This is a genomic window from Aurantimonas sp. HBX-1 (assembly GCF_021391535.1).
Taxonomy (GTDB): domain Bacteria; phylum Pseudomonadota; class Alphaproteobacteria; order Rhizobiales; family Rhizobiaceae; genus Aurantimonas.
In genome coordinates this window covers 2,889,310-2,915,013 of the sequence record NZ_CP090066.1, presented here as the reverse complement: position 1 = coordinate 2,915,013, position 25,704 = coordinate 2,889,310, and the positions used below count along the sequence as shown (strand labels likewise).

Annotated in this window: 21 protein-coding genes and 1 tRNA gene; 16 read left to right on the top strand and 6 right to left on the bottom strand. The window is 68.6% G+C overall.

The features are described 5' to 3' along the window. Nucleotides 1–183 precede the first annotated feature (183 nt). The 9 genes from ybgF (at nt 184) to serA (ending at nt 11,537) form a co-directional block, all read left to right on the top strand. Nucleotides 184–996, top strand: a complete 813-nt coding sequence (ybgF, locus tag LXB15_RS13865) for a tol-pal system protein YbgF (RefSeq protein ID WP_233949007.1) — start codon at nt 184–186, stop codon at nt 994–996. A 29-nt stretch (nt 997–1,025) separates the two neighbouring features. After that, the gene (gene tilS, locus LXB15_RS13860) at nt 1,026–2,450 is read left to right on the top strand and encodes a tRNA lysidine(34) synthetase TilS (protein ID WP_233949006.1); all 1,425 of its coding nucleotides are present in this window, start codon (nt 1,026–1,028) and stop codon (nt 2,448–2,450) included. Between the two features lie 31 nt (nt 2,451–2,481). Beyond that, the gene (gene ftsH, locus LXB15_RS13855; RefSeq protein WP_233949005.1) at nt 2,482–4,419 is read left to right on the top strand and encodes an ATP-dependent zinc metalloprotease FtsH; all 1,938 of its coding nucleotides are present in this window, start codon (nt 2,482–2,484) and stop codon (nt 4,417–4,419) included. A 169-nt stretch (nt 4,420–4,588) separates the two neighbouring features. Beyond that, nucleotides 4,589–5,935, top strand: a complete 1,347-nt coding sequence (gene glmM, locus LXB15_RS13850; RefSeq protein WP_233949004.1) for a phosphoglucosamine mutase — start codon at nt 4,589–4,591, stop codon at nt 5,933–5,935. Nucleotides 5,936–6,133: 198 nt separating this feature from the next. After that, the gene (locus LXB15_RS13845) at nt 6,134–7,039 is read left to right on the top strand and encodes an outer membrane protein (protein ID WP_370640106.1); all 906 of its coding nucleotides are present in this window, start codon (nt 6,134–6,136) and stop codon (nt 7,037–7,039) included. Nucleotides 7,040–7,248: 209 nt separating this feature from the next. Next, nucleotides 7,249–7,989, top strand: coding sequence for an outer membrane protein (locus tag LXB15_RS13840; RefSeq protein ID WP_233949003.1), 741 nt, complete (start codon nt 7,249–7,251; stop codon nt 7,987–7,989). A gap of 188 nt (nt 7,990–8,177) precedes the next feature. Continuing rightward, complete coding sequence (locus LXB15_RS13835; RefSeq protein WP_233949002.1) at nt 8,178–9,353, top strand: phosphoserine transaminase; 1,176 nt, start codon at nt 8,178–8,180, stop codon at nt 9,351–9,353. A 24-nt stretch (nt 9,354–9,377) separates the two neighbouring features. Next, complete coding sequence (gene alaE / locus LXB15_RS13830) at nt 9,378–9,830, top strand: L-alanine exporter AlaE (protein WP_233949001.1); 453 nt, start codon at nt 9,378–9,380, stop codon at nt 9,828–9,830. A gap of 102 nt (nt 9,831–9,932) precedes the next feature. Next, a complete protein-coding gene (gene serA, locus LXB15_RS13825; RefSeq protein WP_233949000.1) occupies nt 9,933–11,537 on the top strand; it encodes a phosphoglycerate dehydrogenase in 1,605 nt (534 codons plus the stop codon). A 31-nt stretch (nt 11,538–11,568) separates the two neighbouring features. Here the strand turns inward: serA and LXB15_RS13820 are convergent, their stop codons facing one another. Continuing rightward, a complete protein-coding gene (locus LXB15_RS13820; RefSeq protein ID WP_233948999.1) occupies nt 11,569–12,495 on the bottom strand; it encodes a DMT family transporter in 927 nt (308 codons plus the stop codon). A gap of 252 nt (nt 12,496–12,747) precedes the next feature. Between LXB15_RS13820 and LXB15_RS13815 the strand changes: the two genes are divergently transcribed. Continuing rightward, nucleotides 12,748–14,043 carry an adenylosuccinate synthase gene (locus tag LXB15_RS13815; RefSeq protein WP_233948998.1) on the top strand — a complete coding sequence of 432 codons (1,296 nt, stop codon included), beginning with the start codon at nt 12,748–12,750 and terminating at the stop codon, nt 14,041–14,043. A gap of 50 nt (nt 14,044–14,093) precedes the next feature. Beyond that, on the top strand, nt 14,094–15,920 hold the full coding sequence (locus LXB15_RS13810) for a hypothetical protein (protein ID WP_233948997.1): 1,827 nt from the start codon (nt 14,094–14,096) through the stop codon (nt 15,918–15,920). A gap of 133 nt (nt 15,921–16,053) precedes the next feature. On the opposite strand, the gene rpoH is transcribed toward LXB15_RS13810, so the two are convergent. Together rpoH and LXB15_RS13800 are read right to left on the bottom strand one after the other, a co-directional pair. Next, the gene (gene rpoH, locus LXB15_RS13805; protein WP_183209604.1) at nt 16,054–16,962 is read right to left on the bottom strand and encodes an RNA polymerase sigma factor RpoH; all 909 of its coding nucleotides are present in this window, start codon (nt 16,960–16,962) and stop codon (nt 16,054–16,056) included. A gap of 189 nt (nt 16,963–17,151) precedes the next feature. Further along, nucleotides 17,152–18,156: an RluA family pseudouridine synthase gene (locus LXB15_RS13800; RefSeq protein ID WP_233948996.1), complete on the bottom strand. Its 1,005-nt coding sequence runs from the start codon at nt 18,154–18,156 to the stop codon at nt 17,152–17,154. Between the two features lie 56 nt (nt 18,157–18,212). Between LXB15_RS13800 and LXB15_RS13795 the strand changes: the two genes are divergently transcribed. The 3 genes from LXB15_RS13795 (at nt 18,213) to LXB15_RS13785 (ending at nt 19,427) form a co-directional block, all read left to right on the top strand. Further along, entirely contained in the window at nt 18,213–18,563 is a 351-nt protein-coding gene (locus LXB15_RS13795; RefSeq protein ID WP_233948995.1) for a hypothetical protein, read from the top strand. 161 nt (nt 18,564–18,724) lie between these two features. Then, nucleotides 18,725–18,799: transfer RNA gene (locus tag LXB15_RS13790), tRNA-Glu, on the top strand. 214 nt (nt 18,800–19,013) lie between these two features. Next, nucleotides 19,014–19,427, top strand: a complete 414-nt coding sequence (locus tag LXB15_RS13785) for a DUF3830 family protein (RefSeq protein ID WP_370640105.1) — start codon at nt 19,014–19,016, stop codon at nt 19,425–19,427. 96 nt (nt 19,428–19,523) lie between these two features. Here the strand turns inward: LXB15_RS13785 and LXB15_RS13780 are convergent, their stop codons facing one another. Further along, entirely contained in the window at nt 19,524–21,518 is a 1,995-nt protein-coding gene (locus LXB15_RS13780) for a bifunctional diguanylate cyclase/phosphodiesterase (protein WP_233948994.1), read from the bottom strand. 312 nt (nt 21,519–21,830) lie between these two features. Between LXB15_RS13780 and LXB15_RS13775 the strand changes: the two genes are divergently transcribed. Beyond that, nucleotides 21,831–22,769, top strand: a complete 939-nt coding sequence (locus LXB15_RS13775) for a class I SAM-dependent methyltransferase (protein ID WP_233948993.1) — start codon at nt 21,831–21,833, stop codon at nt 22,767–22,769. A gap of 181 nt (nt 22,770–22,950) precedes the next feature. Then, complete coding sequence (locus tag LXB15_RS13770) at nt 22,951–23,757, top strand: RNA methyltransferase (protein ID WP_233948992.1); 807 nt, start codon at nt 22,951–22,953, stop codon at nt 23,755–23,757. Here the strand turns inward: LXB15_RS13770 and LXB15_RS13765 are convergent. Further along, nucleotides 23,742–24,896 carry a hypothetical protein gene (locus tag LXB15_RS13765; protein WP_233948991.1) on the bottom strand — a complete coding sequence of 385 codons (1,155 nt, stop codon included), beginning with the start codon at nt 24,894–24,896 and terminating at the stop codon, nt 23,742–23,744. The two genes, LXB15_RS13770 and LXB15_RS13765, sit on opposite strands and share 16 nt — an antisense overlap. A 125-nt stretch (nt 24,897–25,021) precedes the next feature. Beyond that, nucleotides 25,022–25,600 carry a DUF1134 domain-containing protein gene (locus LXB15_RS13760; protein WP_233948990.1) on the bottom strand — a complete coding sequence of 193 codons (579 nt, stop codon included), beginning with the start codon at nt 25,598–25,600 and terminating at the stop codon, nt 25,022–25,024. Nucleotides 25,601–25,704: the final 104 nt, after the last annotated feature.

Genomic DNA, 25,704 nt, shown 5'->3' with positions numbered 1-25,704 from the left:
GAGAGCGCCTCCGGCCCAACTCCAATCCGTCCGAGGGGTTTGCCGTCAATGTACCGTCGATCGACGATCTTCGCCGCGTCCTGCCTGGCGCTCATGCTGGGGACGGCGGGCGCGTCGGCCCTCGACCTGCCCTTCGGTTTCGGCGGGGGGCGGAGCGAGGCCGCGCAGGAGCAGCCGGTGCGCATGGCGCAGGCCGCCGATCCGGTGCTACGCATCAACCAGCTCGAGGAAGAGATGCGCCGTCTCAACGGCCGCGTCGAGGAGCTGAGCTTCCAGCTGCTGCAGGCGCAGGAAGACATGCGGAAATACCGCGAGGACACCGAATTCCGCTTCCAGGATCTGGAAGGCGGCTCGGGCGGCGCGACGCCGGCCGCCGCCGGCGAGCGTCGCAGCGAAGCGCCTGCGGCGGCGCCCGCGGCCGGGCAGCAGCAGGCGGCCGCGGCCCCTGCCGCCACAGCATCCCCGGCCGACGCCGGGTCCGGCGACGACGACATCGGCCGCATCCTCGAACAGGGTCTCGATGCCAACGCCGTGGGCGCGGTCGCGACCACGCCGTCACCCGCAGCGACGCCGGCGCCGGCGGCAAGCTCCACCGTCGCGGCAGTCACGCCTCAGGGGCAGGGCGGAATGTACGATCTCGCCTACAACTACCTGCTGGCGGGCGACTACGATCTGGCCGAGCAGGCCTTCCGCCAGTACTCCCAGACCTATCCGAACGCCGCGGATGCGCCCGACGCCGAATACTGGCTCGGCGAGAGCTTGTTTCAGCAGCAGAAGTTCACCGACGCCGCTGAAGTGTTCCTCACCGCGCAGAAGCAGCATCCCGACAGCGGCAAGGCGCCGGAGATGATGCTGAAGCTCGGCATGTCGCTGGCCAAGCTGGAGAACCGCGAGACCGCATGCATCACCTACAAGGAGGTGGCGCGGCGCTATCCCCAGATGAGCGCCAACGTGAAGCGCAAGCTGGAGAGCGAGCAGAAGTCCGCCAACTGCTGACCGCCGGCGGGCTACGGCCCGCGGCACCGATGCCCCGACCGCCGGCTGACACCTCCGCCGCGACGACCGCCACGCTGAGCGACGCGCTCGACGCCGGCATCGCGGATGCGACGCGCCGCGTAGGCCCCTCGAGCCGCGTCGTTCTCGCCGTCTCCGGCGGCCCCGACTCTCTCGCTTTGCTTCTGGCCGCCGCCGCCCTCGCGCGCCGCATGCCGACCGGCGGTCCGGACTTCCTCGTCGTCACCGTCGACCACGGCCTTCGCCCCGAATCGTCGGCCGAGGCGGCCTTCGTCGCTTCCGTCGCCGAAGCCCACGGCCTGCGCCACCGGACGATGCGGCTGGCCCGGCCGCTGCCGCCCGGCAATGTCCCCGCCGCCGCGCGCCGCGGCCGCTATGCATGCCTCGTCGACGCCGCCCGCGATGCCGGCGCCGGCATCGTCGTCACGGCGCATCACGAGGACGACCAGTTCGAGACCCATCTCCACGCGCTGGCCCGCCAGGCCGGGCCGGTCGGGCTTGCGGCCATGCGCCCGGTGCGCGACCTCGCCCCGGGCATCGTGCTGCTGCGCCCGTTCCTCGCCGTGCCGGGCGCCTGCCTAAAGGCGGTGGTCGCGGCGAGCGGCATTGCCGCCATCAACGATCCCTCGAACCACGACCTCCGCTACGAGCGCACGCGCCTGCGGCTGCATCTCGCCGGGGCGGACATCGACCGCCCGGGGCTGCGCCGGCAGATCGCCCGGCATCGGCGCGAACGCGACGCGCTGGAGGCGGCGCTGGCGGCATTCGTGCGGGACGGGGAGGCGGCGGACACTCTCTCTTTCGGCGACGACGGGGTGCTGCGGCTCGGCCGGGAGGCCTTCCGACAGCTCGCCGCGCCCGCCGCCTTCGCCTTCCTGGCGCGGGCCGTCCAGGCCGTCTCGGGCGGCGACTATGCGCCCGGCGCGCCTTCGCTGCTGCGCCTGCAGGCCGCGCTTTCGGCCTCGTCCGCGCCGATGGCCGCGACACTCGGCGGTGTCGTCGTCGATGCCGGGCCCGACGCGATCACGTTCCTGCGCGAATACGGCCGGGCGGGGATCGAGCCCGTGCCGGTCGCGGGCGGAACGGCCGGTGCGGTCTTCGACGGCCGCTTCCTCGTCGAACCGGTGCCGACCTTTGCGCTTGCCGGCGTACGGCTGGAGGCCTTCGGCGCAACTGGGCGCGGCAACCGGGTGGAGCGGACCCTGCCGGTGCTGGTCGGCGAGGCGGGGCTGCTGGCCGTCCCGGGCGCGCTGGCGCGCAAGGCGGCGCCCGGCCTGCCGCGGCTTTGCCTGACGCCGCTGCTGCGCTGGCGGCTGCTGCGCGATCTGCCGCCGCCGGCCGGGCTGCGCGAGGAAGCCGCATCCGCAATCGCTGCAAAAGCGCCGGCACGTGTTGGCAAGGCAGGCGACAATCCCTATCTTCCCCGCAGCGTCTGAGCGGACTCGGGCGGTTACCCCAGGAAGACTGATGAACCAGAATTTCCGGAATTTCGCCCTCTGGGCGATCATCGCGTTGCTGTTGATCGCTCTCTTCCAGCTGTTTTCGAACGGGTCGCAGACCGCCGGGGCGCGCGAAATCCCCTATTCGCAGTTCCTCTCCGAGGTCGAGACCGGCCGCGTCCAGTCCGTGACGATCCAGGGCCAGCGCCTCACCGGCCAGTACAATGACGGCGCGACCCCGTTCCAGACCTACGCGCCGGAAGATCCGCAGCTGGTCAGCCGCCTCGAGGCGCGCGACATCCAGATCACCGCGAGCCCCCCGGGCGACAACTCCAATCCGATCTGGTCGATGCTGCTGTCCTTCGGCCCGATCCTGCTGATCCTCGCCGTCTGGATCTTCCTGATGCGCCAGATGCAGGGCGGCGCCGGCGGCAAGGCGATGGGCTTCGGCAAGTCCAAGGCCAAGCTGCTTACCGAGGCGCATGGCCGCGTCACCTTCGGCGACGTCGCCGGCGTCGACGAGGCCAAGCAGGACCTGGAAGAGATAGTCGAGTTCCTGCGCGAGCCGCAGAAGTTCCAGCGCCTTGGCGGCAAGATCCCGCGCGGCGTGCTGCTCGTCGGCCCTCCCGGCACCGGCAAGACGCTGCTCGCCCGCTCCGTGGCGGGTGAGGCGAACGTGCCGTTCTTCACCATCTCGGGCTCCGACTTCGTCGAGATGTTCGTCGGCGTCGGCGCTTCCCGCGTCCGCGACATGTTCGAGCAGGCCAAGAAGAACGCCCCCTGCATCATCTTCATCGACGAGATCGACGCGGTCGGTCGCCATCGCGGCGCCGGCCTCGGCGGCGGCAACGACGAGCGCGAGCAGACGCTGAACCAGCTGCTGGTCGAGATGGACGGCTTCGAGGCCAACGAGGGCATCATCCTGATCGCCGCGACCAACCGTCCCGACGTGCTCGATCCGGCGCTGCTGCGGCCGGGCCGTTTCGACCGCCAGGTCATGGTCCCGAACCCCGACGTCGGCGGCCGCGAGAAGATCCTCAAGGTGCATGTCCGCAACGTGCCGCTCGCCCCGAACGTCGACCTGCGCACGATCGCTCGCGGCACGCCCGGCTTCTCCGGCGCGGACCTTGCCAACCTCGTCAACGAGGCGGCGCTGATGGCGGCCCGGCGCAACAAGCGCCTCGTCACCATGCTCGAGTTCGAGGACGCCAAGGACAAGGTCATGATGGGCGCCGAGCGCCGGTCGATGGCGATGACCGAGGACGAGAAGAAGCTCACCGCCTATCACGAGGCGGGCCATGCCCTGGTCGGCATCCACGAGCCGTTCAACGACCCGCTGCACAAGGTGACGATCATCCCGCGCGGCCGCGCCCTCGGCGTGACCATGAACCTGCCGGAGCGCGACCGCTACGGCATGCGCAAGAACGAGATGGAAGCGCGGCTGGTGATGATCTTCGGTGGCCGTGCCGCCGAGGAGATCATCTACGGCCTCGACAACGTCACCACGGGTGCCTCCAACGACATCCAGCAGGCCACCAACATGGCCCGCGCCATGGTCATGGAATACGGCATGAGCGACAAGCTCGGCCGGCTGCGCTACCGGCAGAACCAGGAGGAGGTGTTCCTCGGCCATTCCGTCTCCCAGCAGCAGAACATGTCCGAGGACACGGCGCGGCTGATCGACTCCGAAGTGCGCAAGATCATCGAGGTGGCCGAGAACAAGGCCCGCAAGATCCTCAACGAGCACATCGACGAGCTGCACATGCTCGCCAAGGGCCTGTTGGAATACGAGACGCTGTCGGGCGACGAGGTCCGCGACCTCCTGGCCGGCAAGACGCTGGCCCGCGACATGGGTGACGACACCCCGCCATCGCGCGGCTCGGCCGTGCCGAAGGCAGGTCCCGCCCGGCCGGTGCCTCCGCGCGACGAGAAGGGCGACGGGCTGGAGCCCGCGCCGACCATCTGATCGGACAGTCACGATGACCATTGGAGAGCGCCCTCGAGGGCGCTCTCTTCGTTTGGGCTACCCCGAAAGGACAAAGGAGTTCGCAACGGTTTTGGCCTAAGCTTCCTCGTGCCGCCTCGTTGCGATAGGAACGGCCCTCAGGACAGCGCCGGCAGGAACAGGCACAAAGATGGGCAGAACATATTTCGGCACGGACGGCATCCGTGGCACCGCCAACCGCCACCCGATGACCGCCGAGCTGGCGATGAAGGTCGGCATGGCGGCCGGCATCGCGTTCCAGCGCGGCAGCTATCGCCACCGCGTGGTGATCGGCAAGGATACCCGCCGCTCGAGCTACATGATCGAGAACGCCATGGTCGCGGGATTCACCGCCGCCGGCATGGACGTCTTTCTGCTCGGGCCGATGCCGACCCCCGCCGTCGCGATGCTGACGCGCTCGCTGCGCGCCGATATCGGCGTGATGATCTCCGCCTCCCACAATCCGTTCGAGGACAACGGTATCAAGCTGTTCGGCCCGGACGGCTACAAGCTGTCGGACGAGATCGAGCTGAAGATCGAGCGCCTGCTCGACGACGACCTCACCGCCCGGCTGCCGACCGGCGACCGCCTCGGCCGCGCCAAGCGCGTCGACGGCGTCCACGACCGCTACATCGAGTTCGCCAAGCGCACGCTGCCGCGGGAAATGTCCTTCGAGGGGCTGCGCGTGGCGATCGACTGCGCCAACGGCGCCGCCTACCGGGTCGCCCCCGAGGTGCTGTGGGAGCTCGGCGCCGAGATCGTCAAGCTCGGGGTCACGCCGGATGGCACCAACATCAACCGCAACTGCGGCTCGACGGACCCGGCTGCCCTCATCGAGAAGGTGAGGGAAGTCCGCGCCGACATCGGCATCGCGCTCGACGGCGACGCCGACCGCGTCCTCATCGTCGACGAGACCGGCGCGGTCGTCGACGGCGACCAGCTGATGGCCGTCATCGCCGAGAGCTGGTCGGAAGACGGCCGCCTGGCGGCAGGCGGCATCGTCGCCACCATCATGTCCAATCTCGGCCTCGAGCGCTTCCTGCAGGACCGACAGCTGCAGCTCGCCCGCACCAAGGTCGGCGACCGCTACGTCGTCGAGCACATGCGCGAGCATGGCTACAATGTCGGCGGCGAGCAGTCCGGCCACATCGTCCTGTCGGACTACGGCACGACCGGCGACGGCCTCGTCTCGGCGCTGCAGATCCTGGCGGTGGTCAAGCGCAAGGGCGGCACCGTCTCGCAGGTCTGCCGCCGCTTCGAGCCGGTCCCGCAGATCCTCAAGAACGTCCGCTTCGCCGGCGGCGAGCCGCTCGAGCGCGAACTCGTCCAGCACGCGATCGCGGCGGGGCGGGAGCGCCTCGGCAATGCCGGCCGCGTGGTGATCCGCCCCTCCGGCACCGAGCCGCTGATCCGCGTCATGGCGGAAGGCGACGACAGGGGCCTCGTCACCTCGGTGGTCGACGACATCGTCGGCGCTTTGCGTCAGGCCGCGGCATAGAGCGCAACGTCACCTGCCATCTAACCATGGCATTGCTCGCCGCCGTCGATGGAGCCCGCCAGCTGTGTCCAATTTAGCACAACTCGGTGAGCAATTGGGTGCCATTTTATACTAAGCATTAACCATTGCGATTTACCTTGTTCGTGAAGGGCCCGGCAGCAACGCGGGGGCTCGGACGTGCAATCGGAGATGATCGCAATGAAATCGATGCTGATGACGACCGTCGCCGCAATTGGCGTCCTGTCGTGCCTAAGCGCCGCGTCCCACGCGGCGGACATTATCGAGCCAATCTACGTCGAGCCGCCTGCACCGGTCTACGAAGAGCCGGTCAAGGAAGACTATTCGGGCTGGTACATCCGCGGCGATGCTGGCTACCTCTTCGGCAGCTCGACCAGCGCAGACTACAGCGTCTACGGCCGCGACGGCTCGCGCTACCATTATGACGAACTCGAGATGAAGGGCTCCTACACCATCGGCGCCGGTGTCGGTTACCGGGTCGCCGAGCACTTCCGTGCCGACGTGTCGCTCGACTACTACGACCTCGACATCGACGGCCGCAGCGACTGCCCGGACTTCTCCGGCTGCAGCTACAACGACCACGCGACGGCCGACATCTGGACGGCGATGGCGAATGCCTATGTCGACCTGCCGTATTTCGGCCCGGTCACCCCGTATTTCGGCGCCGGTCTCGGCTTCGCCCATGTCGGCTACGGCACGATGCGCAACGAGATCTGCACGCCCACCTGCGGCGACGAGGGCAATTTCGTCGGCTATCACGGCGGCGAGGACAGCTGGCGGTTCGCATCGTCGCTGATGGCCGGCGGCAGCCTCGACATCACCAAGCAGCTCAAGCTCGACGTCGGCTACCGCTACACCCGGGTCTTCGAAGGCGACGCCTTCGGCTACGACCAGGTCGACTCCGCCTTCGGCGCCTCCGGCGTCCAGGGCCGCGACCACGGCTACGACCTGCATGCGGTCCGTGCCGGTCTGCGCTACGAGTTCGGCAGCGGCGGCTTCGGCAAGGGCAAGGAGCCGGTCTACGCGGAAGCAGCTCCGGTCTACGCCGAGCCGGCGCCGATCTACGAAGAGCCGGTCTACAAGTAAGCCATCCAACGCCTGGCCAACCGAAAGCCGTCGCCCGGAGGGGCGGCGGCTTTGTCGTTTCGGGCAGGCTTTCCTGCCTCGCCGTCGCCGGTACGGTTAACGAACAGGGTTAATCAGCAGTTAAGCATTTCTTGCCAGAATCCCTGTCAACGAGGTCGCCGGCCGTGTGAGGGCCTGGGCGCGAAACGCGATGACGGGGAACGAGGGCCATGAGATTCACAACGCTGACGACGATCGGTGCCGCCCTGATCGGCACCACCCAATTCGCCGCGGCAGCCGACATGCTGCCGCCGATCTACGACGCACCGCTCTATGAGAACGTGCCGGAAGTCGTGCCCGTCGAGATCGGCAACGGTTGGTACCTGCGCGGCGACGTCTCCTACGATTTCGACAGCGACCTGGACGTCGGCGGCGACGATTCGGCCGAACTCGGCCTCGACGACGGCTACGGCTTCGGGGCAGGCTTCGGCTATCGCTTCACCGACTTCTTCCGCGGCGACCTGACCGCCCGCTATTCCAAGGCGGACCTCGATTTCGCCGACACCCCGTTCGCGGCCGTGCTCGACGGCGACGCGAGTAGCTGGGAGCTGATGGCCAACGCCTATGTCGACCTCGGCACCTTCGTCGGGTTCACCCCCTATGTCGGCGGCGGCGTCGGCGCGGTGCGCACCGAATACGACCTGAACTGCAGCTTCGGCGGATTCGACTGCGGGACCTTGTTCGACGCCAGCGAGACCGACGGGTCCGACTGGCGCTTCGCCTACGCCCTGATGGCGGGTGTCGCCTACAACATCTCGGACAACCTCGCGCTCGATGTCGGCTACCGCTTCCTCGATGTCGACGGCGGCGAGTTCTACGGCCTGAGCGGCGACGGGATCGACTACGCGCTCGAGGACGACGGGTACCAGCGCCACACCATCCAGGCCGGCGTCCGCTACTCGCTCTGGTAGGACCGCACCGGGAATTCGCGTGAGATCACGGCGGGGCCTCGGCTCCGCCGTTTTTCGTCGGGCGCCGGGCGTCGGTCATCCGCCCGCTGTCGCACGATTGTCGCTTGACCGCCGCAGGTCCGAAGAGTAGCGACGCCGGCGGGACACCTCTCCCCAACGAGAGGCACCTATCTGAAAGGATAGCTCAGATGGCCAATACCGCTAAGCCGGACATGCGTCCGGCCAATCCTCGTTTTTCCTCCGGTCCTTGTGCGAAGCGTCCCGGCTGGACGCTCGAAGCACTCGGCGATGCCGCCCTCGGCCGCTCGCACCGAGCCAAGGTCGGCAAGTCCAAGCTCCAGCAGGCGATCGACGATACCCGCAGCGTGCTCGGCGTGCCGGCGGACTATCGCATCGGCATCGTGCCGGCGTCGGACACCGGCGCCGTCGAGATGGCCATGTGGTCGCTGCTCGGCGCCCGCGGCACCGACGTTGTCGCCTGGGAATCCTTCGGTTCCGGCTGGGTCACCGATGCCGTCAAGCAGCTGAAACTCGACGACGTCCGCGTCCTCGAGGCGCCCTATGGCGAAATCGTCGATCTTGCCGAGGTGGATTTCGACCGCGACGTGGTCTTCACCTGGAACGGCACCACCTCGGGCGTGCGGATGCCGAACGGCGACGCCATACCCGCCGACCGCCAGGGCCTGACGATCTGCGACGCGACCTCGGCCGCCTTCGCCCAGGACCTGCCCTTCGACAAGCTCGATGTCGTGACCTTCTCATGGCAGAAGGTGCTCGGCGGCGAGGCGGCGCACGGCATGCTGATCCTCAGCCCCCGCGCCGTCGAGCGGCTGGAAAGCTACAAGCCGGCCTGGCCGCTGCCGAAGATCTTCCGCCTCACCTCCGGCGGCAAGCTGATCGAGGGCATCTTCAAGGGCGAGACGATCAACACCCCGTCGATGCTCTGCGTCGAGGACTATCTCGATGCGCTCGCCTGGGCGAAGTCGATCGGCGGGCTCAAGGGCCTGAAGGCCAGAGCCGACGCCAATCTCGCCGTCATTGAGCGCTTCGTCGAGGCCAACGATTGGCTCGGCTTCCTCGCGAAGACCGCCGAGACCCGCTCCAACACCTCGGTCTGCCTGCAGTTCACCGATCCGTCGATCGTGGCGCTGTCGGATGAGGCGCAGGCCACCTTCGCCAAGGGCGTCGTCGGCTTGCTGGAGAAGGAGGGCGTCGCCCTCGACATCGGCGCCTATCGCGATGCGCCTCCGGGCCTGCGCATCTGGGCCGGCGCCACCGTCGAGGCCTCCGACCTCGATGCGCTGATGCCGTGGCTCGCCTATGCCTACGAGGCGCAGAAGAGCGAACTGGCAAAGGCGGCCTGAAGCCGGAGCGGGCAGGGGCACGCCGTGGCGCTCCCGGTCGGGATCCGCAGCTTCGTCGCCGATACGCTGGCGCTCGTCGTGTTCTTCACCCTCACCAGCGGGCTGAACGAGCGCTTCGTGGCCGGCATGGCGTGGGACGAGGTTGCCGTCTCCCGGGCGATCGGCGCGCCGCTGATGGTCCTGACCGCACGGCCCTACGGCCTGTGGCGCAACTGGCTCCTCACGAAGCTCGCGCCGTCGACCGCCTGGGGCGTGTTCCTCGCCGACACCACCGCTCTGCTGGTGTTCCAGGTGCCGATCTACGCCGCGATCATTGCCTTTGGCGGCGCCGACGGCTCGGCGCTGCTGACCGGCACGATCGGCTTCGCGCTCCTGATGCTCGTCCTCGGCCGCCCCTACGGGCTCTGGCTCGAATTCGTCCGCCGCCGCTTCGGTCTCGAAGGGCCGGGACAGAAGCCGATGTCGCTGGGCGGCTGATTCTTGATCCATGCGGCTGGCCCAACGGGGCCGGCCCTCTCACCCATCCTCTCCGTCACCCCGGGCGCTGCGCCCGCCGACACATCGACAGGACACTCCACCATGGCACCCCGCGTTCTCGTATCCGACAAGCTTTCCCCGACCGCCGTCCAGATCTTCAAGGACCGCGGCGTCGAGGTCGACTACCTGCCCGACCTGGGCAAGGACAAGGAGAAGCTCCTCGAGGTCATCGGCCAGTATGACGGCCTCGCCATCCGCTCCGCCACCAAGGTCACCGAAAAGCTGATCGAGGCAGCGACGAAGCTGAAGGTCATCGGCCGGGCCGGCATCGGCGTCGACAATGTCGACATCCCGGCGGCCAGCCGGAAGGGCATCATCGTGATGAACACCCCCTTCGGCAACTCGATCACCACCGCCGAGCATGCCATCGCCCTGATGTTCGCGGTGGCGCGCCAGCTGCCGGCCGCCGACGTCTCGACCCAGGCCGGCAAGTGGGAGAAGAACCGCTTCATGGGCGTCGAGATCACCGGCAAGACGCTGGGCGTCATCGGCTGCGGCAATATCGGCTCGATCGTCGCCTCCCGCGGTGTCGGCCTGAAGATGCGCGTGATCGCCTTCGACCCGTTCCTGTCGGCAGAGCGCGCCAGCCAGCTGGGGATCGAGAAGGTCGAGCTCGAGGAGCTGTTCAAGCGCTCGGACTTCATCACGCTGCACACGCCGATGACCGAGAAGACCAAGGGCATCATCGGCAAGGATGCGATCGCCAGGATGAAGGACGGCGTGCGCATCATCAATTGCGCCCGCGGCGGACTGGTCGTCGAGGCGGACCTCGCCGAGGGCATCAAGTCGGGGAAGGTCGCGGGCGCCGGCGTCGACGTGTTCGAGGTCGAGCCGGCGACGGATTCGCCGCTCTTCGGGCTGGAGAACGTCGTCTGCACGCCGCATCTCGGCGCCTCCACCACCGAGGCGCAGGAGAACGTCGCCCTGCAGGTGGCCGAGCAGATGGCCGACTATCTGGTGCGCGGCGCCGTCAGCAACGCCATCAACATGCCGTCGATCACCGCCGAGGAAGCCCCGACCCTCACCCCCTTCGTCAAGCTCGCCGAAGTGCTCGGCGATTTTGTCGGGCAGGTCACCGAAGAGCCGATCAAGTCGGTCGAGATCGTCTATGACGGCGCCACCGCCGCGATGAACACGCGGGCCCTGACCAGCGCGGCGCTCGCCGGGCTGATCAAGTCGCAGGTCTCCGACGTCAACATGGTCTCGGCGCCGATCATGGTGAAGGAGCGCGGCATCCAGCTGACCGAATCGCGCCGCGACAAGTCCGGCGTCTTCGACGGCTACATCAAGCTGACGATCACCACCGAGAAGCAGACCCGTTCGGTTGCCGGCACGGTGTTCTCCGACGGCAAGCCGCGCTTCATCCAGATCAAGGGGATCAATCTCGACGCCGAGGTCGGCCGCCACATGGTCTACACCACCAACAACGACGCGCCAGGCATCATCGGCCTGCTCGGCACAACCTTCGGCGAGGCCGGCGTCAACATCGCCAACTTCCAGCTCGGCCGGAACCGGCCGGGCGGCGACGCCATCGCGCTGCTCTACGTCGATTCCCCGGTGCCGGACGCCGTGCTGGACGCGGTCCGCGCCCACAAGGAGATCGCCAGCGCCAAGCGGCTGCAGTTCGACGTCGCCAGCGTCGACTGAGCGTTTCGTCAGCCCGGGAGCCGGCGTCGCCTCAGTGCGATGCCGGTCCCGTGCCGGCGGCGACAGGCCGGCGCGGCGCGCCGATCTCCGCCAGGGTGATGCCGGCGAGCACGAAGCCGAGCGCCGCCAGGTGATAGGGATGCAGCGCCTCGCCGACGACGCCCACCGCCAGGATGGCGCCGAAGATCGGCACGAGGTTGATGAACAGATTGGCGCGGTTCGGGCCGATCATCGTGACGCCGCGAATGTAGAGGATCTGCGCCACGAGGCCGGGGAAGATCGCGGTGTAGAGCGCCGCCGACAGGCCCTGCACGTCCGGCGCCTGGGCGTGGCCCATCGCCCATTCGCCAGCGGCGAGGGGGATCGAGGCCGCGAGCGCCGCCAGCGACAGCACATAGATGGTCGAGCGCCAGTGGATGTCGGGCTTGTAGCGCAGCGCCACCGTGTAGCCGCCATAGATCAGCACCGCGACGATGATCATCGCGTCGCCACGGTTGAGGTCGAGCGTCAGCAGCGTCGCCAGCTCGCCATGCGCCGCGGTGATCAGGACGCCGATCAGGGTGAGGCTGAAGCCGAGCAGCTGGAACAGCGTCACGCCGGTGCGGAACAGCAAATAGTTCGCCGCAAACACCACCAGCGGCATCGCCGACTGCTCGATCGTGGCGTTGATCGCCGAGGTGTAGTTCATCGCCAGGTAGAAGATGGCGTTGAACAGCGTGAAGCCGACGGCGCCGAGCAGGAACAGGAAGGGCAGGTGGCGCCTGATCGTCGGCCATTCCCGCTGCACGTCCCTCCACGCCAGCGGCGTCATGATCAGGCAGGCGAAGGTCCAGCGCAGCAGGGTCAGCAGCATTGGCGAGACATGGCCGACGGCCAGCTTGCCGGCGATGGCGTTGCCGCCCCAGAACAGCGCGACGACGGCGAGAATGGTATAGGGATGGGTGACGATGCGGGTCATAAGGCGGCTTTAGTTGTTCCCTCGGCTTTCGGCAATTGCCGCGAGCTGCCATTGCCGCCGCGCCCCGCCCCGGATAGGAGCAGCGCGGTGCCGCTCGCCGCCGGTCCCGTCGACCTGCCCGGGTACCTGCCCGGGCTCGAGCGCGCGATCATCGTCGGCCGGAGCGGCCGGCCTCGCATCGGACGGACGGCTTCTCTATAGTCCGGCCGCTTTCCAGGCAGCATCAGCGGGCACACCGCAAAAGGAGTTTGAATGGCCAACGTCGTCGTCGTCGGATCGCAGTGGGGAGACGAGGGGAAGGGCAAGATCGTCGACTGGCTCTCCGAGCGGGCCGACGTGGTCGTGCGCTTCCAGGGCGGGCACAATGCCGGCCACACGCTGGTGATCGACGGCGTGTCCTACAAGCTCTCGCTGCTGCCCTCGGGCGTGGTGCGGACGGGCAAGCTGTCGGTGATCGGCAACGGCGTGGTGTTCGACCCGCATGCCTTCGTCGCCGAGCGCAAGCGGCTGGAGGCGCAGGGCGTCACCATCACGCCCGACTCGCTGCGCATCGCCGACAACGCCTCGCTGATTCTCTCGCTGCACCGCGAGCTCGACGCGACCCGCGAAAACAACGCCGGCGCCGGCACCAAGATCGGCACCACCGGCCGCGGCATCGGCCCGGCCTACGAGGACAAGGTCGGCCGGCGCGCGATCCGCGTCATGGACCTGGCGCATCCCGAAAGCCTGCCGGAGCGAATCGAGCGGCTGCTCGCCCACCACAACCCGCTGCGGCGCGGCCTCGGCCAGCCGGAGGTCGATGCCGGCACGATTCTCGAGGAGCTGACCTCCGTCGCGGACGAGATCACGCCGTTCATCGACCGCGTCTGGCGCCTGCTCGACCAGCGCCGCAAGGCCGGTGACCGCATCCTCTTCGAGGGCGCACAGGGCACACTGCTCGACATCGACCACGGCACCTACCCCTTCGTCACCTCGTCCAACACGGTCGCCGGCCAGGCGGCCGCCGGCTCCGGCCTCGGCCCCGGCAGCCTCGGCTTCGTGCTCGGCATCACCAAGGCCTACACGACCCGTGTCGGCGAGGGTCCGTTCCCCAGCGAGCAGGACAACGAGGTCGGCCGCTTCCTCGGCGAGAGGGGCCGCGAGTTCGGCACCGTCACCGGGCGCAAGCGCCGCTGCGGCTGGTTCGACGCCGTGCTGGTCCGCCAGGCCGTCGCGATAAACGGCATCCACGGACTGGCATTGACCAAGTTGGACGTGCTGGATGGTCTTGACGAGATCAAGATCGTCGTCGGCTATAGGCTCGACGGAAGTGAGATCGACTATCTTCCGGCAAGTCTTGCCGAGCAAAGGCGGGTAGAGCCGATCTACGAAACCTTGGAAGGCTGGAAGGATACGACGGCGGGCGCCCGCCGCTGGAACGACCTCCCGGCGCAAGCGGTCAAATATGTCAGGCACATAGAGGAGCTGGTGGAAGCGCCCGTCACGCTTCTGTCAACGTCTCCCGAGCGCGACGACACAATACTTGTTCGCGATCCGTTTCAGGATTAGAGTCCGAACAGCGATTATCGAAGATCAAGACGGATGAGTGACTGCAATCCATGGCGGATTTGAGCGGCGTACTTCGCAAGACCATTGACGGCCTGCCGCGCGCCACGCCGCAGTTGCGGGCGAAAGTGTACGAAAAGGCCCGTGCCGCCATCCAGCGGCAGGTCCAGGCCGCCAATCCGCCGCTGGCGGAGGAGGTCGTGGCGGCGCGCCTCGCAGCGCTCGAGGACGCGATCGACCGCACCGAGGCGCATTATGTCGGGCGCGATGCGTCCGACGGCGACGCTGCCCCGGCCGATGCGGGCGCTCCGGCGCCGGCCTCGGCAGCCCCGCCGCCTTCGCCGCCGGTGCAGGCCAAGCCCGCCGTCCCGCCGGCCGCCGAGCCGCGGCCGGCCTTCATGCCACGCGCCGAGGCGGCCCCTGCGGTGTCCGCTGCGGGTCCCTCCAACGGCAAGACCGCTTCCGGCTCCGACGATCGGGGCGCTGCCTCGGCCTTTCCGGGCTTCCGCAAGGCGTCGGAACCGGCGCGCCGGGAGCCACCGCCGTTCTTTCCCATTTCCGCCGAGGAACCGGCCGATTCGACGCGGCCCGCCTCGGTTGGAGCCCCCTTCATCGTTTCGCCGGGCAACGGCACGTCTCGTCGCCCGGACGAGGATGACGACGACGACGTCATCCCCGCCGACATTCGCCGCGACGATACCGACATCCCCGAAGCCGACGTCTCGGCGCCGCGCTACGGCGCGCGCCAGCGCCAGCGCGGCTCCCGCAGCAAGGGGCCGCTGGCCGCCGCCGCGGTCGTGCTGCTGCTGGCCGGGGCAGGGGCCGCCGGCTGGATCTACCGCGACGATCTGGAAGCGCTGCTGATCGACACCACGCCGGGTATCGAGACGATCGCCACCGGAAATGAGGGCGAGGCGCCCACCGCCGGCGAAGCGACCACCGGGACGCCTGACGCCCCTGCGGCAGCCGAAGGCGAAGCCGCGCCCGAAGGCGAGACGGACGTGGCGGCGGTCACGCCGCCCGCCGCGGCAACCGCGAACGGCCAGTCCAACCGGCAGTTCACCCAGCGCCTGCTGCCGGACGGCTCCGAGGTCGACGAGGGTCCGGCGCCCGGCGCCGCCAATGCCTTCGACGAAGGCACCGACATCTCGCCCGCGTCGCCGGTCGCCGAGGCCGGCGAAGTGCCCTCGGCAACCCCGACGGTCTCCAGCGACATCGGCGAGGCGCCGGCGACCGTCGGCGACGAGCCGGCCGCTGCGGCGGACGCGTCGCCGCCGCCGGCGACCGGCGAGGCGGAGGTCGCCGCCGTGGCGCCCGCCGAGAACGGCGTTCCGGTCGCGCAGAAGGCGGTGTTCTATCAGGAACGCACCGAGACCACGCCGGGCACGCAGGAAAGCGGCAACGTCGTCTGGTCGGTGGTCAACGAGCCGCCGTCGGAGGGCCAGCCGGCCGAGCCGGCGATCCGCGCCGTCGCCGACGTGCCGGACGAGAACCTCAAGCTGACCATGACCATCCGCCGCAACGCCGACCCGACGCTGCCGGCCAGCCACGTCGTCGAGCTGATGTTCGACACGCCGGAGAACTTCGCCGGGGGCGGCGTCGCCAATGTTCAGCGGCTGGCGCTGAAGGCCACGGAAGAGGCGCGCGGCGAGCCGCTGATCGGCGTCGCCGGCAAGATCTCCGACGGGTTCTTCATCATCGCGCTGAACAATCTCGACCAGGCGGTGCAGAACAATCTGTCGCTGCTGGAGAGCCAGCAGTGGATCGACATTCCGCTCGCCTACGCCACCGGGCGGCGGGCGCTGATGTCGATCGAGAAGGGCGTGCCCGGCGACCGGGTATTCAAGGAAGCCATGGACGCCTGGGCCGCCAAGACCTGACCGGACGGGGCGGCGCCACCGGCGCCCGTGCCGCCTGACCGAATCGCACGCATGAAAAAGGCCGGCCCCGCGAGGGGCCGGCCTTTTCGTATTGTGGCTCAGACGCGGGCGGCTGGCCCGCCGAAGGCTGCCGTCAGGCCGGTTCCTGCACCGGCCGCAGCGCCCGGTTGGTGGCGTCGGCGGTGTCGCGCACCGCCTTCTGCACCTTCTCGAACGCCCGCACCTCGATCTGCCGCACCCGCTCGCGGCTGATGTCGAACTCGCCGGACAGGGCTTCCAGCGTCAGCGGCTCCTCGGCGAGGCGCCGGGCCTCGAAGATCCGCCGCTCGCGGTCGTTGAGCACGCCCATCGCGCTGCGCAGCATACCGCGCCGCTGGTCGAGCTCGTCCTCGCGGGCGAGCAGGTCCTCCTGCGTCTCGCTGTCGTCGACCAGCCAGTCCTGCCACTCGCCGGACTCGCCCTCGGTGGCGCGGATCGGCGCGTTCAGCGAGGCGTCGCCGGACAGGCGGCGGTTCATCGAGATCACTTCCTCGGTCGACACGCCGAGCGAGGTGGCGATCTGCTGGACCTGCTCGGGCCGCAGGTCGCCCTCGTCGAGCGCCTGGATCCGGCTCTTCATCTTGCGCAGGTTGAAGAACAGCCGCTTCTGGTTGGCTGTCGTGCCCATCTTCACGAGGCTCCACGACCGCAGGATGTATTCCTGGATCGACGCCTTGATCCACCACATCGCATAGGTCGCAAGGCGGAAGCCGCGCTCCGGGTCGAAGCGCTTGACCGCCTGCATCAGGCCGACATTGCCTTCCGAGACCACTTCGCCGATCGGCAGGCCGTAGCCGCGATAGCCCATGGCGATCTTCGCCACGAGCCGCAGATGGCTGGTCACCAGCCGGTGTGCGGCGTCGCGGTCGTCATGCTCGGCATAGCGCTTCGCCAGCATGTATTCTTCCTGCGGCTCCAGCATCGGGAACCGACGGATCTCTTCGAGATAGCGGCTGAGGCCGCCTTCGCCCGAGGCAATGCTCGGGAGATTTGCTTGGGCCATGTTTTGCCCCTCCATCACTGTGCCGGACCGCTCGTCATCGAGCCGGACCGAACGGAGGCCGCATCGCGCCAACCCCCGCAACTAGGATAATATGGGAATGGAAGCGGGCCAATTTCAGGCCGCTGACACACCGGGCCGATGAACGCTGCGTTCGGGTTTGCACCACGATGGTCGCAGCCGGATGCCCATCTACTCAGGAAGAAAAACGTCGAGTGCGGCGCAAAGTTCCCGCATGTCGGCGGGCAGCGGCGAGTGGAAATCCAGCGCCTCGCCGGTCACCGGATGAACGAATCCGAGACGATGCGCGTGCAGCGCCTGCCGCTCGAACGCCCGGACCACCGCTGCCGCCGCGGGCTCCAGCCGCTCCACCTTGGTGCGGAAGCCCGCGCCATAGACATTGTCGCCCACCAGCGGGTGGCCGACATGCGCCATGTGCACGCGGATTTGATGCGTCCGGCCGGTCTCCAGCGTGCACTCGACCAGCGCGGCGATGCCGTCGTCGAGCGTCGAGATCGCCTCGACGCGGTAGCGCGTCACGGCGTGGCGGGCGTCGCTGCGGCCCTCCGGCACCACCGCCCGCTTGACCCGGTCGGTGGTCGAGCGGCCGAGCGAGGTGGCGATCGTGCCGACCTTGCGGACCGGCGTGCCCCAGACCACCGCCAGATAGGCGCGCACCAGCCGCCCGTCCTTGCCGTGCGCGGCGAACTGCTCGGCGAGGCCGCGATGGGCGATGTCGGACTTCGCCACGACGAGCAGCCCGCTGGTCTCTTTGTCGAGGCGGTGGACGATGCCGGGCCGCTTGACCCCGCCGACGCCCGACAGGCTGTCGCCGCAATGGTGGAGGAGGGCGTTGACCAGCGTGCCGGTCCAGTTGCCGGCGCCCGGATGCACCACCAGGCCGGCCGGCTTGTCGACGACGACCAGATCGGCATCCTCGTAGACGATGGTGAGCGGAATGGCCTCGGGCAGCGGGTCGGCGTCCAGCGGCGGCGGTTCGACGAAGGCGACGCTCTCGCCGGCGACCAGCCGCCGCTTCGCCGCGGTCACCACGGTGCCGTCGACGCTGACGACGCCGTCGGCGATCAGCCCCTGCGCCCGGCTGCGCGACAGGCTGTCGCCGCTCTGGCGGGCGATGAACATGTCGAGACGCTGGCCGTCGCTTTCGGCATCGACGAGGAACCGCCTTGTATCCATCGGTTCAACCCCTGTAGGACCCGGGCAGCATGCCAACGGAGCGGGCCGGACCGACCATGACCATCAGCGACGAAGACGAGGCGGAGGCGCCGCTTGATCCGGCCGTGGAACGGCTGCGGCGCAAGATGGTGCGGCTTCTGGCTGTCTCGATCGGTGTCATGATGATCGGAGTTATGGCGGTGCTGGCGGCCGTTGTCTACAAAGCCATGGGCTCGGGGAGTGCCGCGGCGCCGGATGGCGCGGAGATCGCGCTGGCGCTGCCGACCGGGGCGGACGTGCGGAGCGTTTCGCTCGATGGCGACCGCGCGCTGGTCCACGCGGTGACGACGGAGGGCAGCCGCCTCTACCTGATCGGCCTCGGCGATGGGGCGATTCTCGCAACCTACACGCTGGGGGCAGGCAGCTAGCCGCCCGAGGCCATGGCCCGCCTTTCGCCGAAGCCGGGCTTTTCCCCGCGATCCGGGCCGGTTTCCGGCGTCCGGCGCCCCACGCAGCGCGACCTGCAATCGATGCCGAAACCCCCCTTGCACCCGGCGGCAGCCCCGGTTATATCCTCGGCCACTGGCACGCGCCCATCGTCTAGCGGTTAGGACGGCGCCCTCTCACGGCGCAAACAGGGGTTCGATTCCCCTTGGGCGTACCAGTTCCTCTCTTTCCCCTGATCTGTCCTTTCGCGTCCCAGGTTCGCGGTCACGCGCCGCGTGCGTGGCGCTGCATTGCGGCGGGTCCGCGCGCGGAGACCAGCAGGGAAGTCGCCAGATCCATGCAATGCTTGTCGGCCATCCTGCCGCGCCTGATCCCGGCGCCCGGCCGGCCGCCGCAAAGCGGCGGTCCACGGGACGAGCGAGAGCCAAGAGATGATGACAGTCCAGATCGAGATCGACGGGGAACGCTTCCCGGCGCGCTTCGAGGCCGAGGCGGCGCCGCGCACCGTGGCGGCGATCCGGGCCATCCTTCCCTACAGCGAGCGCATCATCCACGTGCGCTGGTCGGGCGAGGCGTGCTGGATCCCGCTCGGCGAGCATGATTTCGGGCTCGGCTACGAGAATGCCACGAGCCACCCGGCGCCGGGGCAGTTCATCCTCTATCCGGGCGGGGTGAGCGAGACCGAGATCCTGTTCGCCTACGGGCCCGTCGCCTTCGCATCGAAGGCCGGGCCGCTGGCTGGCAACCATTTTCTCACCATCACCGACAGGCTGGAGACGCTGGCGAGGCTCGGGCGCGACACGCTCTGGACCGGCGCGAAGACGATCCGGATGCTGGCCGGCTAGGGCTTTTCGCCGGTCCGCGGCCGGAAAGCCACCGGCCGGGTGCGGCCGTCGCTCGCGCGCCAGAGGCGGGACCCGCGAGCGCGGCGTCCGTTTCGCCTACGCCCGGCCGCTATGCCCGAGCGGCGAGTGCTCGTCGCGCCGGCCAACCTGCGCGGCGGGAACGGGACGGCCGAGATAGTAGCCCTGTGCGAGCAGCACGTGGCACTTGGCGAGGAATTCGAGCTGCTCCTGCGATTCGACGCCCTCGATGATGACGCTGAGGCCGCGATCCTGCAGCAGCCGGATGATGTTCTGCAGGAACACCGCGCCCTCGCGGGTGGCGATCCCGTGCAGGAAGCGGTGGTCGATCTTCACGGCCTCGAAATGCGCCGCGTGCAGCCAGGCAAGCCCCGCATAGCCGGTGCCGAAATCGTCCAGCCAGATCTCGACCCCGAGCTCGCGCAGCGCCGAGATCGCCTGCAGGCTCTGCGGGTCCGAGGCAATGTCGGCGCCTTCGGTGATCTCCAGCGCGAGGCGGGTCGGCTTCAGGTCGAACTCGCCGAGCAGGTTCGCCACGAACAGCGGAAATCCCGACGCCCGCAACTGGATCGCCGAGACGTTGACCGACACCTTCTCGGCGATCCCGGGCTTCAGCACCTCGATGCAGGCGGTGCGGAGCGCCCAGTAGCCGAGGGCGATGATCGCGCCGGTCCTTTCGGCGACGGGGATGAACACCGAGGGGCTGATCAGCGTGCCGTCGGGCCCGCGCAGGCGCATCAGCGACTCGACGGCGTGGACCTTGCCGCTCGTCACCTCCACCACAGGCTGGTAAACGAGCGAGACGAGGCCTTCCGCCGTGGCCTGCGTCAGGATATCGGCGATCGCGCGGTCCTCGTCGTCGCTCAGCGGCGCCGCGGGATCGAATATCTGCGTGCCGTTCCGGCCGCCGGCCTTGGCGGAGTAGAGGGCGTTGTCCGCCTCGGCACTCTCGCGGTCGAGATTGGGGCTGGCATCGCGGGTCATGGTCGCGCCGATGCTCACCGTCACGTAGGAAAACCCGTCGCGGCGGCGGAAATGCGGAATGGCCAGCGCTTCCACCGTCTTGCGCAGCGATTCTGCGAAGTCGAACAGCGCCGCTTTGTCCGGGACGCTTTGGAAGGCGATGAATTCCTCCCCGCCATAGCGGCCCAGGACGGCGCCGGCCGCGGCGGCCGCGACATCGAGCGCCCGGCCGATCTCCACCAGGCACTGGTCGCCCCGCTGGTGGCCGTAGAAGTCGTTATACGGCTTGAAATAGTCGACATCGATGAGCAGCACGCCGATGTGCCGCCCGTCCCGGAGCCAGCGTTCGCGGGACTCATCATATTCCTGCACGACGGCCCGGCGGTTCCGAAGCCCGGTCAGGTAGTCCGTGTTGGCGAGCTGCGCGAGCTGCTGCCCCTTCTCGCGCGCCGCCGCCTCGCTCAATCGCGCCCGCAGCCCGTTCAGGAAGGTGACATAGCGCTCAGCCGCGAGCTGCCACGAGAGGTAGAGCGCGAACCCCAGGAAGATGACGAAGAAAGAGACCAGGATGACCTTGGAGCTGGACGGCGCATCTGAAATGATGGCTGCGACGGAAAAAAGCACTGTCAGGCTGGCGGAACACGTCGCGCTGATCCAGAACTTAAGACGAAAGAAAAGACTTGAGCTGAATACGAAGACGGCACCAAAAACGAAGAATTGCCAGTATTGTACCTGATAGGCAGTGTTGCCCGCGACCAGAAGCCAGGCGATTGCTGCCGCAAAAAGCCCTAGCGCACAAGTGATGTTGATGATACTAAGGCTGAGTTTCTTGTGAGACTGTATTTCCACCAGAAACAGGAAGAACAGGCCGACGACAACGCGCGTCAGGGCGCTGGCGACGCCGGTGTCGGGGAAGAGCCAGAGGTCGAAGGCGCCGAAAAGAATGAAGCATGCGACGGCCGCCCGCACGCCGCCGCGCACGGAGGCGCGGTCGGCGGCTTCGGTGCTCTCTTCGAACATCCGTCGCAGGACCGGATCGGCCGACTTCCAGAGCGGTTGGTCCAGCGCATGCTCGATGCGGGAACCCAGACCAGCCTCGCTTCCTACCACCAGATCGCATCCCTCCATGTCAGATGCACGGCATTCCGCCCGCGCGAAGCGAGCGGAGCCGGATGAGGCCGGCAATGACGCAGACACTAGCACAGGCTGGATTACCGAGCACTGAAGGCGCCGGACCTTGCTCCGCGCTTCCTTAACCTCGCGCTTTACCGCTCTGCATCATTTGACTTAAATTGCGCGGATCATCGTAGGAGAAGCGCAATGAACATCCCTGTCTCATCGATCGACGATCAAAGTCTGATCACAAGCAAGCTTTTCCGCGATCGGAATCTAAACAAGTCCGGTAGTATTGACGAAGGCGAGTTGCGGGAAGCACTCGGCCGGATGTCGCTGTCGCTCGAGCTGGCGAATCAGGGTTTTGCAGCGGCCAAGCCGGCGGCGACGATTGTTGCTCGTCTGGCAGGAGAACTGCACGAACTGCGCCGCTCCGTGCCGCCGCAGGTCTGGCGCAGCCTCATTCCGTTCGCCCAGCAACACCCCGTCACGCAATATCTGTTCCAGGACCCGCTGACCAACTGGTCCTTCACCAAGCCGCGCGGCTATTCCGGCGACGCCGGACTGCTCGATCTCTACTACAAGCATCCGAGCGCCGCGCACCTCCTGACCGACTGCACCGAACTCGGGCGGGAAATCTACGCCTACACGTCGGAGGTCCCGGCATGCGAGGGCGGGCGCGAGCGCCGCGAGATCCTCGCCCGGCACGTCGACGAAGCGGCCGCCGCGGCGGCGGGCGGAGCGGAGATCCTCGCGGTCGCCGCCGGCCATCTGCGGGAGTCCGAGCTGACGCAGAACCTGACCACCGGCAAGATCAGCCGCTGGGTGGCGCTCGACCAGGATCCGGTCAGCGTCGGCGTGGTGACGCGCGACTACGGCACCTCGGTGATCGAGCCGATGATCGGCTCGGTGCTCGGGCTGCTCCGCCGGTCGTACCGGCTGGGCACGTTCGACCTGATCTACATCTCGGGTCTCTACGACTACCTGGAGCAGAAGACCGGCATCAAGCTGATGCAGCGCCTGTGGGAGATGCTGCGGCCGGGCGGCCTCATGCTCTTCGCCAATTTCAGCGACGAGATGACCTCCGACGGCTACATGGAGACCTTCATGGACTGGCCCCTGATCCTGCGGTCGGACACGGACATGTGGGCGATCATCAACGGCAGCATCGACCGCAACGAGGTGGACGCGAGCGTCTGGTACGGCGCAAACCGCAACGTCGTCTACGGGACGTTGCGGCGGAAATAGCCCGGGGACATCGCTGGAACGCGCGGGCGGCGGCGGCCGCCCGCGTCGCGGCTGCCGGCTTCTTGCTGCGGCCGGTTCGACCCGTCGCGCCACGGTCGGCCTTGCGGACGAGTGCCGCTGTCGCCACCATCGGGCGACGACCCGTTCCGGCCGCGAGACGGTCATTTTCCGCCCGAGAGTCATGAACGAACCCATCTTCATCGAGGACGCGGACGACCCGCGCATCGAGCCGTTCCGCGATGTCAGGGAGCGTGATCTCGTCGGCCGCTCGGGCTTCATCGCCGAGGGCAGCGTGGTGCTCGACCAGCTGCTGGTGTCCGAACGGTTCCGGCCGACGGCCCTGCTGATCCTGCGCAACCGGCTGGACGGCGTGCGCGGCCGGATCGCCGGGCTTTCGACCGACACCCCGGTCTATGTGGCCGAGCGGCCGGTGTTCGACCGCATCGCCGGCTTTCCGGTCAACCGCGGCGTGCTCGCCCATGGCGCAGCTGCCGGCACGCCGTCGTCGGCGGCGGACATCCTGGCGCGCGCCGCCGCGACCGGGCGGCCGGTGGTGGTCGGCGTCGAGATCGCCAATCACGACAATCTCGGCGCGATCTTCCGCAATGCCGCCGCCTTCGGCGCGGCCGGCATCCTGATGGACGAGACCTCGTGCCACCCGCTCTACCGCAAGGCGCTGCGGGTCTCCGTCGGCACCGCGCTGACCCTGCCATGGTACCGCGGCGGTAACGCCTCGGCGCTGGTGGCCGAATGCGAGGCGGCCGGCTGCCGGGTGATCGCCCTGTCGCCGGCCGGTGAGACGCCGCTGGCGCGGCTCGGCCGCGCGTCGCCGACGGCGCTGCTGCTCGGCGCCGAGGGCAGGGGGCTTCCGCCGGCCCTGATGCAGCGCTGCGAGACGGTGCGGATAGAGATGCAGCCGGAGATCGACAGTCTCAACGTCGCGACGGCGGCCGCGATCGTTCTGCACGCGCTCTATTCGGCGGCGTGATCGGCCTCGTCCTTGCGCAGGCGGCGGGCGCGCTGCGCCAGGGTCGGGCGCTCCTCGCTTTCCGTTCCCTCCGCCTGCGGATCGGCGTCGAGAATCCGGTCGATCGGCGAGTCCCGCCCCTCTACCGCGGCCGTCAGGTGGATCACCCGTGCGGCGATGTCGCTGATGCGCTGGCGCAGCCGCGCCTCGTCGAGATCGGCTTCGCCAAGCGGATGTTCCGGCAGGTCGAGGGCCCGGCGCACCTGCTCGCCGACCGAACCGGCAGGCGCCTCATGCTGCGCCGCCGGCTCGCCGGTCACGGCGTCGCTCCCGGCCTCGGCCTCGGCAGCCTGCCGCGAAACCGCGGCAACCGGCACCGCCGGTGCCGCGCGCAGCGCCGTGGCTTCGCCCAGGCCGGACTCGACCACCGCCGCAAGCCGCACGATCGTCTCGTCCCGGTCGGCGAGTTCCGCCGTCAGGCGTGAGACCCGATCGTCCAGCTTGCGGGCGGCGGCCTTTTCCTTCTGGAAGCGCGCCTCCAGCGTGCCGGCCTCGCCGCGCAGCCGCTCGATCGTCGCCTCGCGTTCGCGATCCAGCCGTTCCGCCTGGCGCAGTTCGTCGGAAAGCCGTTCCGCCTTGCTCTCCAGCGCGACGATGGCGATCTTCCGCTCGTCGGCGATCTGCGTCAGCTCGCGGAAACGGGCCGCCAGCGCATCCATCTCCTCGATCCGCAGATCGAGATCGTGGCCGGTCTCCCGCAATTCGCTCTCCAGCCGCCCGTAGTCGGCCTCGCGGGCCTCCAGCGTCTCGGACAGATCCTTCAGCTCCGCCTCGCGGGTGGCGATCACGTCCTCGAGCTCGCGGTTGCGCCGCTTCAGCTCGGCGTTCTCGCGCGCTACCCTGCCGGCTTCCGCGCGCTCCAGCGCCGCCTTCTCGCGCATCGCCAGCGCGTCCATCTCGCGGCGGCGCGCGGTGAGCGCCGCCTCGGCGCGGACATGGTCGAAGCTGGCGCGGATCTCGTTGGCGCTGACCGGGATCGCCGCCTCGAACTCGCGGCGGGCGAGGCGCCTGGCGCGCCCCATCGCCAGCGGCGCGACCAAAAGGGCGATCAGGATGGCCGTCAGGAAGCCGAAGAGAAATGTCAGGCCGGTCGCGATCATGGGGACCTTCGAAGGATGTCGACGCGCGTATATAGCGCGGAACGGGCGGTATCGGCCGCCCGTTCCGCACAGGAAATGCGATTTCGCCCGTCGCTATGCTTCGACGGCAACGCCGGCCGGCTGGATCAGAACGGGTTCCAGGTCGGCATCGGCGTGACCTTCAGATAGCCGAGATTGACGCCGAGGCGAGCGCCGACACCGGTCTTCACCGGCACCAGGACGATTTCGTCCCGCACCAGCACGGTCATCCCGAGGCCGCCGACCAGATAGGCGCTGCCGGTGACGCCGGCGAAGCGGCCGTAGATGCCCTCCACCGACGGCAGGTTGTAGACCAGCATCATGGTGCGGGCGCCGTCGCCGCCGACGTCGAAGCCGAGCGACGGCCCCTGCCAGAACATCCGGTGCTGGCCGGCATTCTTGGTGAACAGCGTGCCCTCGCCGAAGCGCAGGCCGCCGAAGAAGGCGCCGGCCGCCTCCTCGCCGAGAATGTAGCCGTTCGGCAGGCCGTAGCGCTCGAAGGCGTTCTCGACCAGCTGCGCCAGGCCGCCGGCGGTGCTGCCGAAGAACTGGTGGCCGGTGGTGACGATCTCGTCGACCGTGTAGCCCGACTGCTGCTGGGCAGCGGCCGGCGCGGCGAGGGCGAGACCCAGCGCGACGGCCACCAGAGCGGCGAGATGGCGGACCGTGTTCAGCATGCGGTTCATGATCGGATCCTTCCAGGAACCCGGGCTGCCGGCCGGGAAGTCGGCGCCCGCGAAGCGCCCTCCTGAGCGCGATCGCTGCGAGTTGAGCAAAACATGGTTGTCAT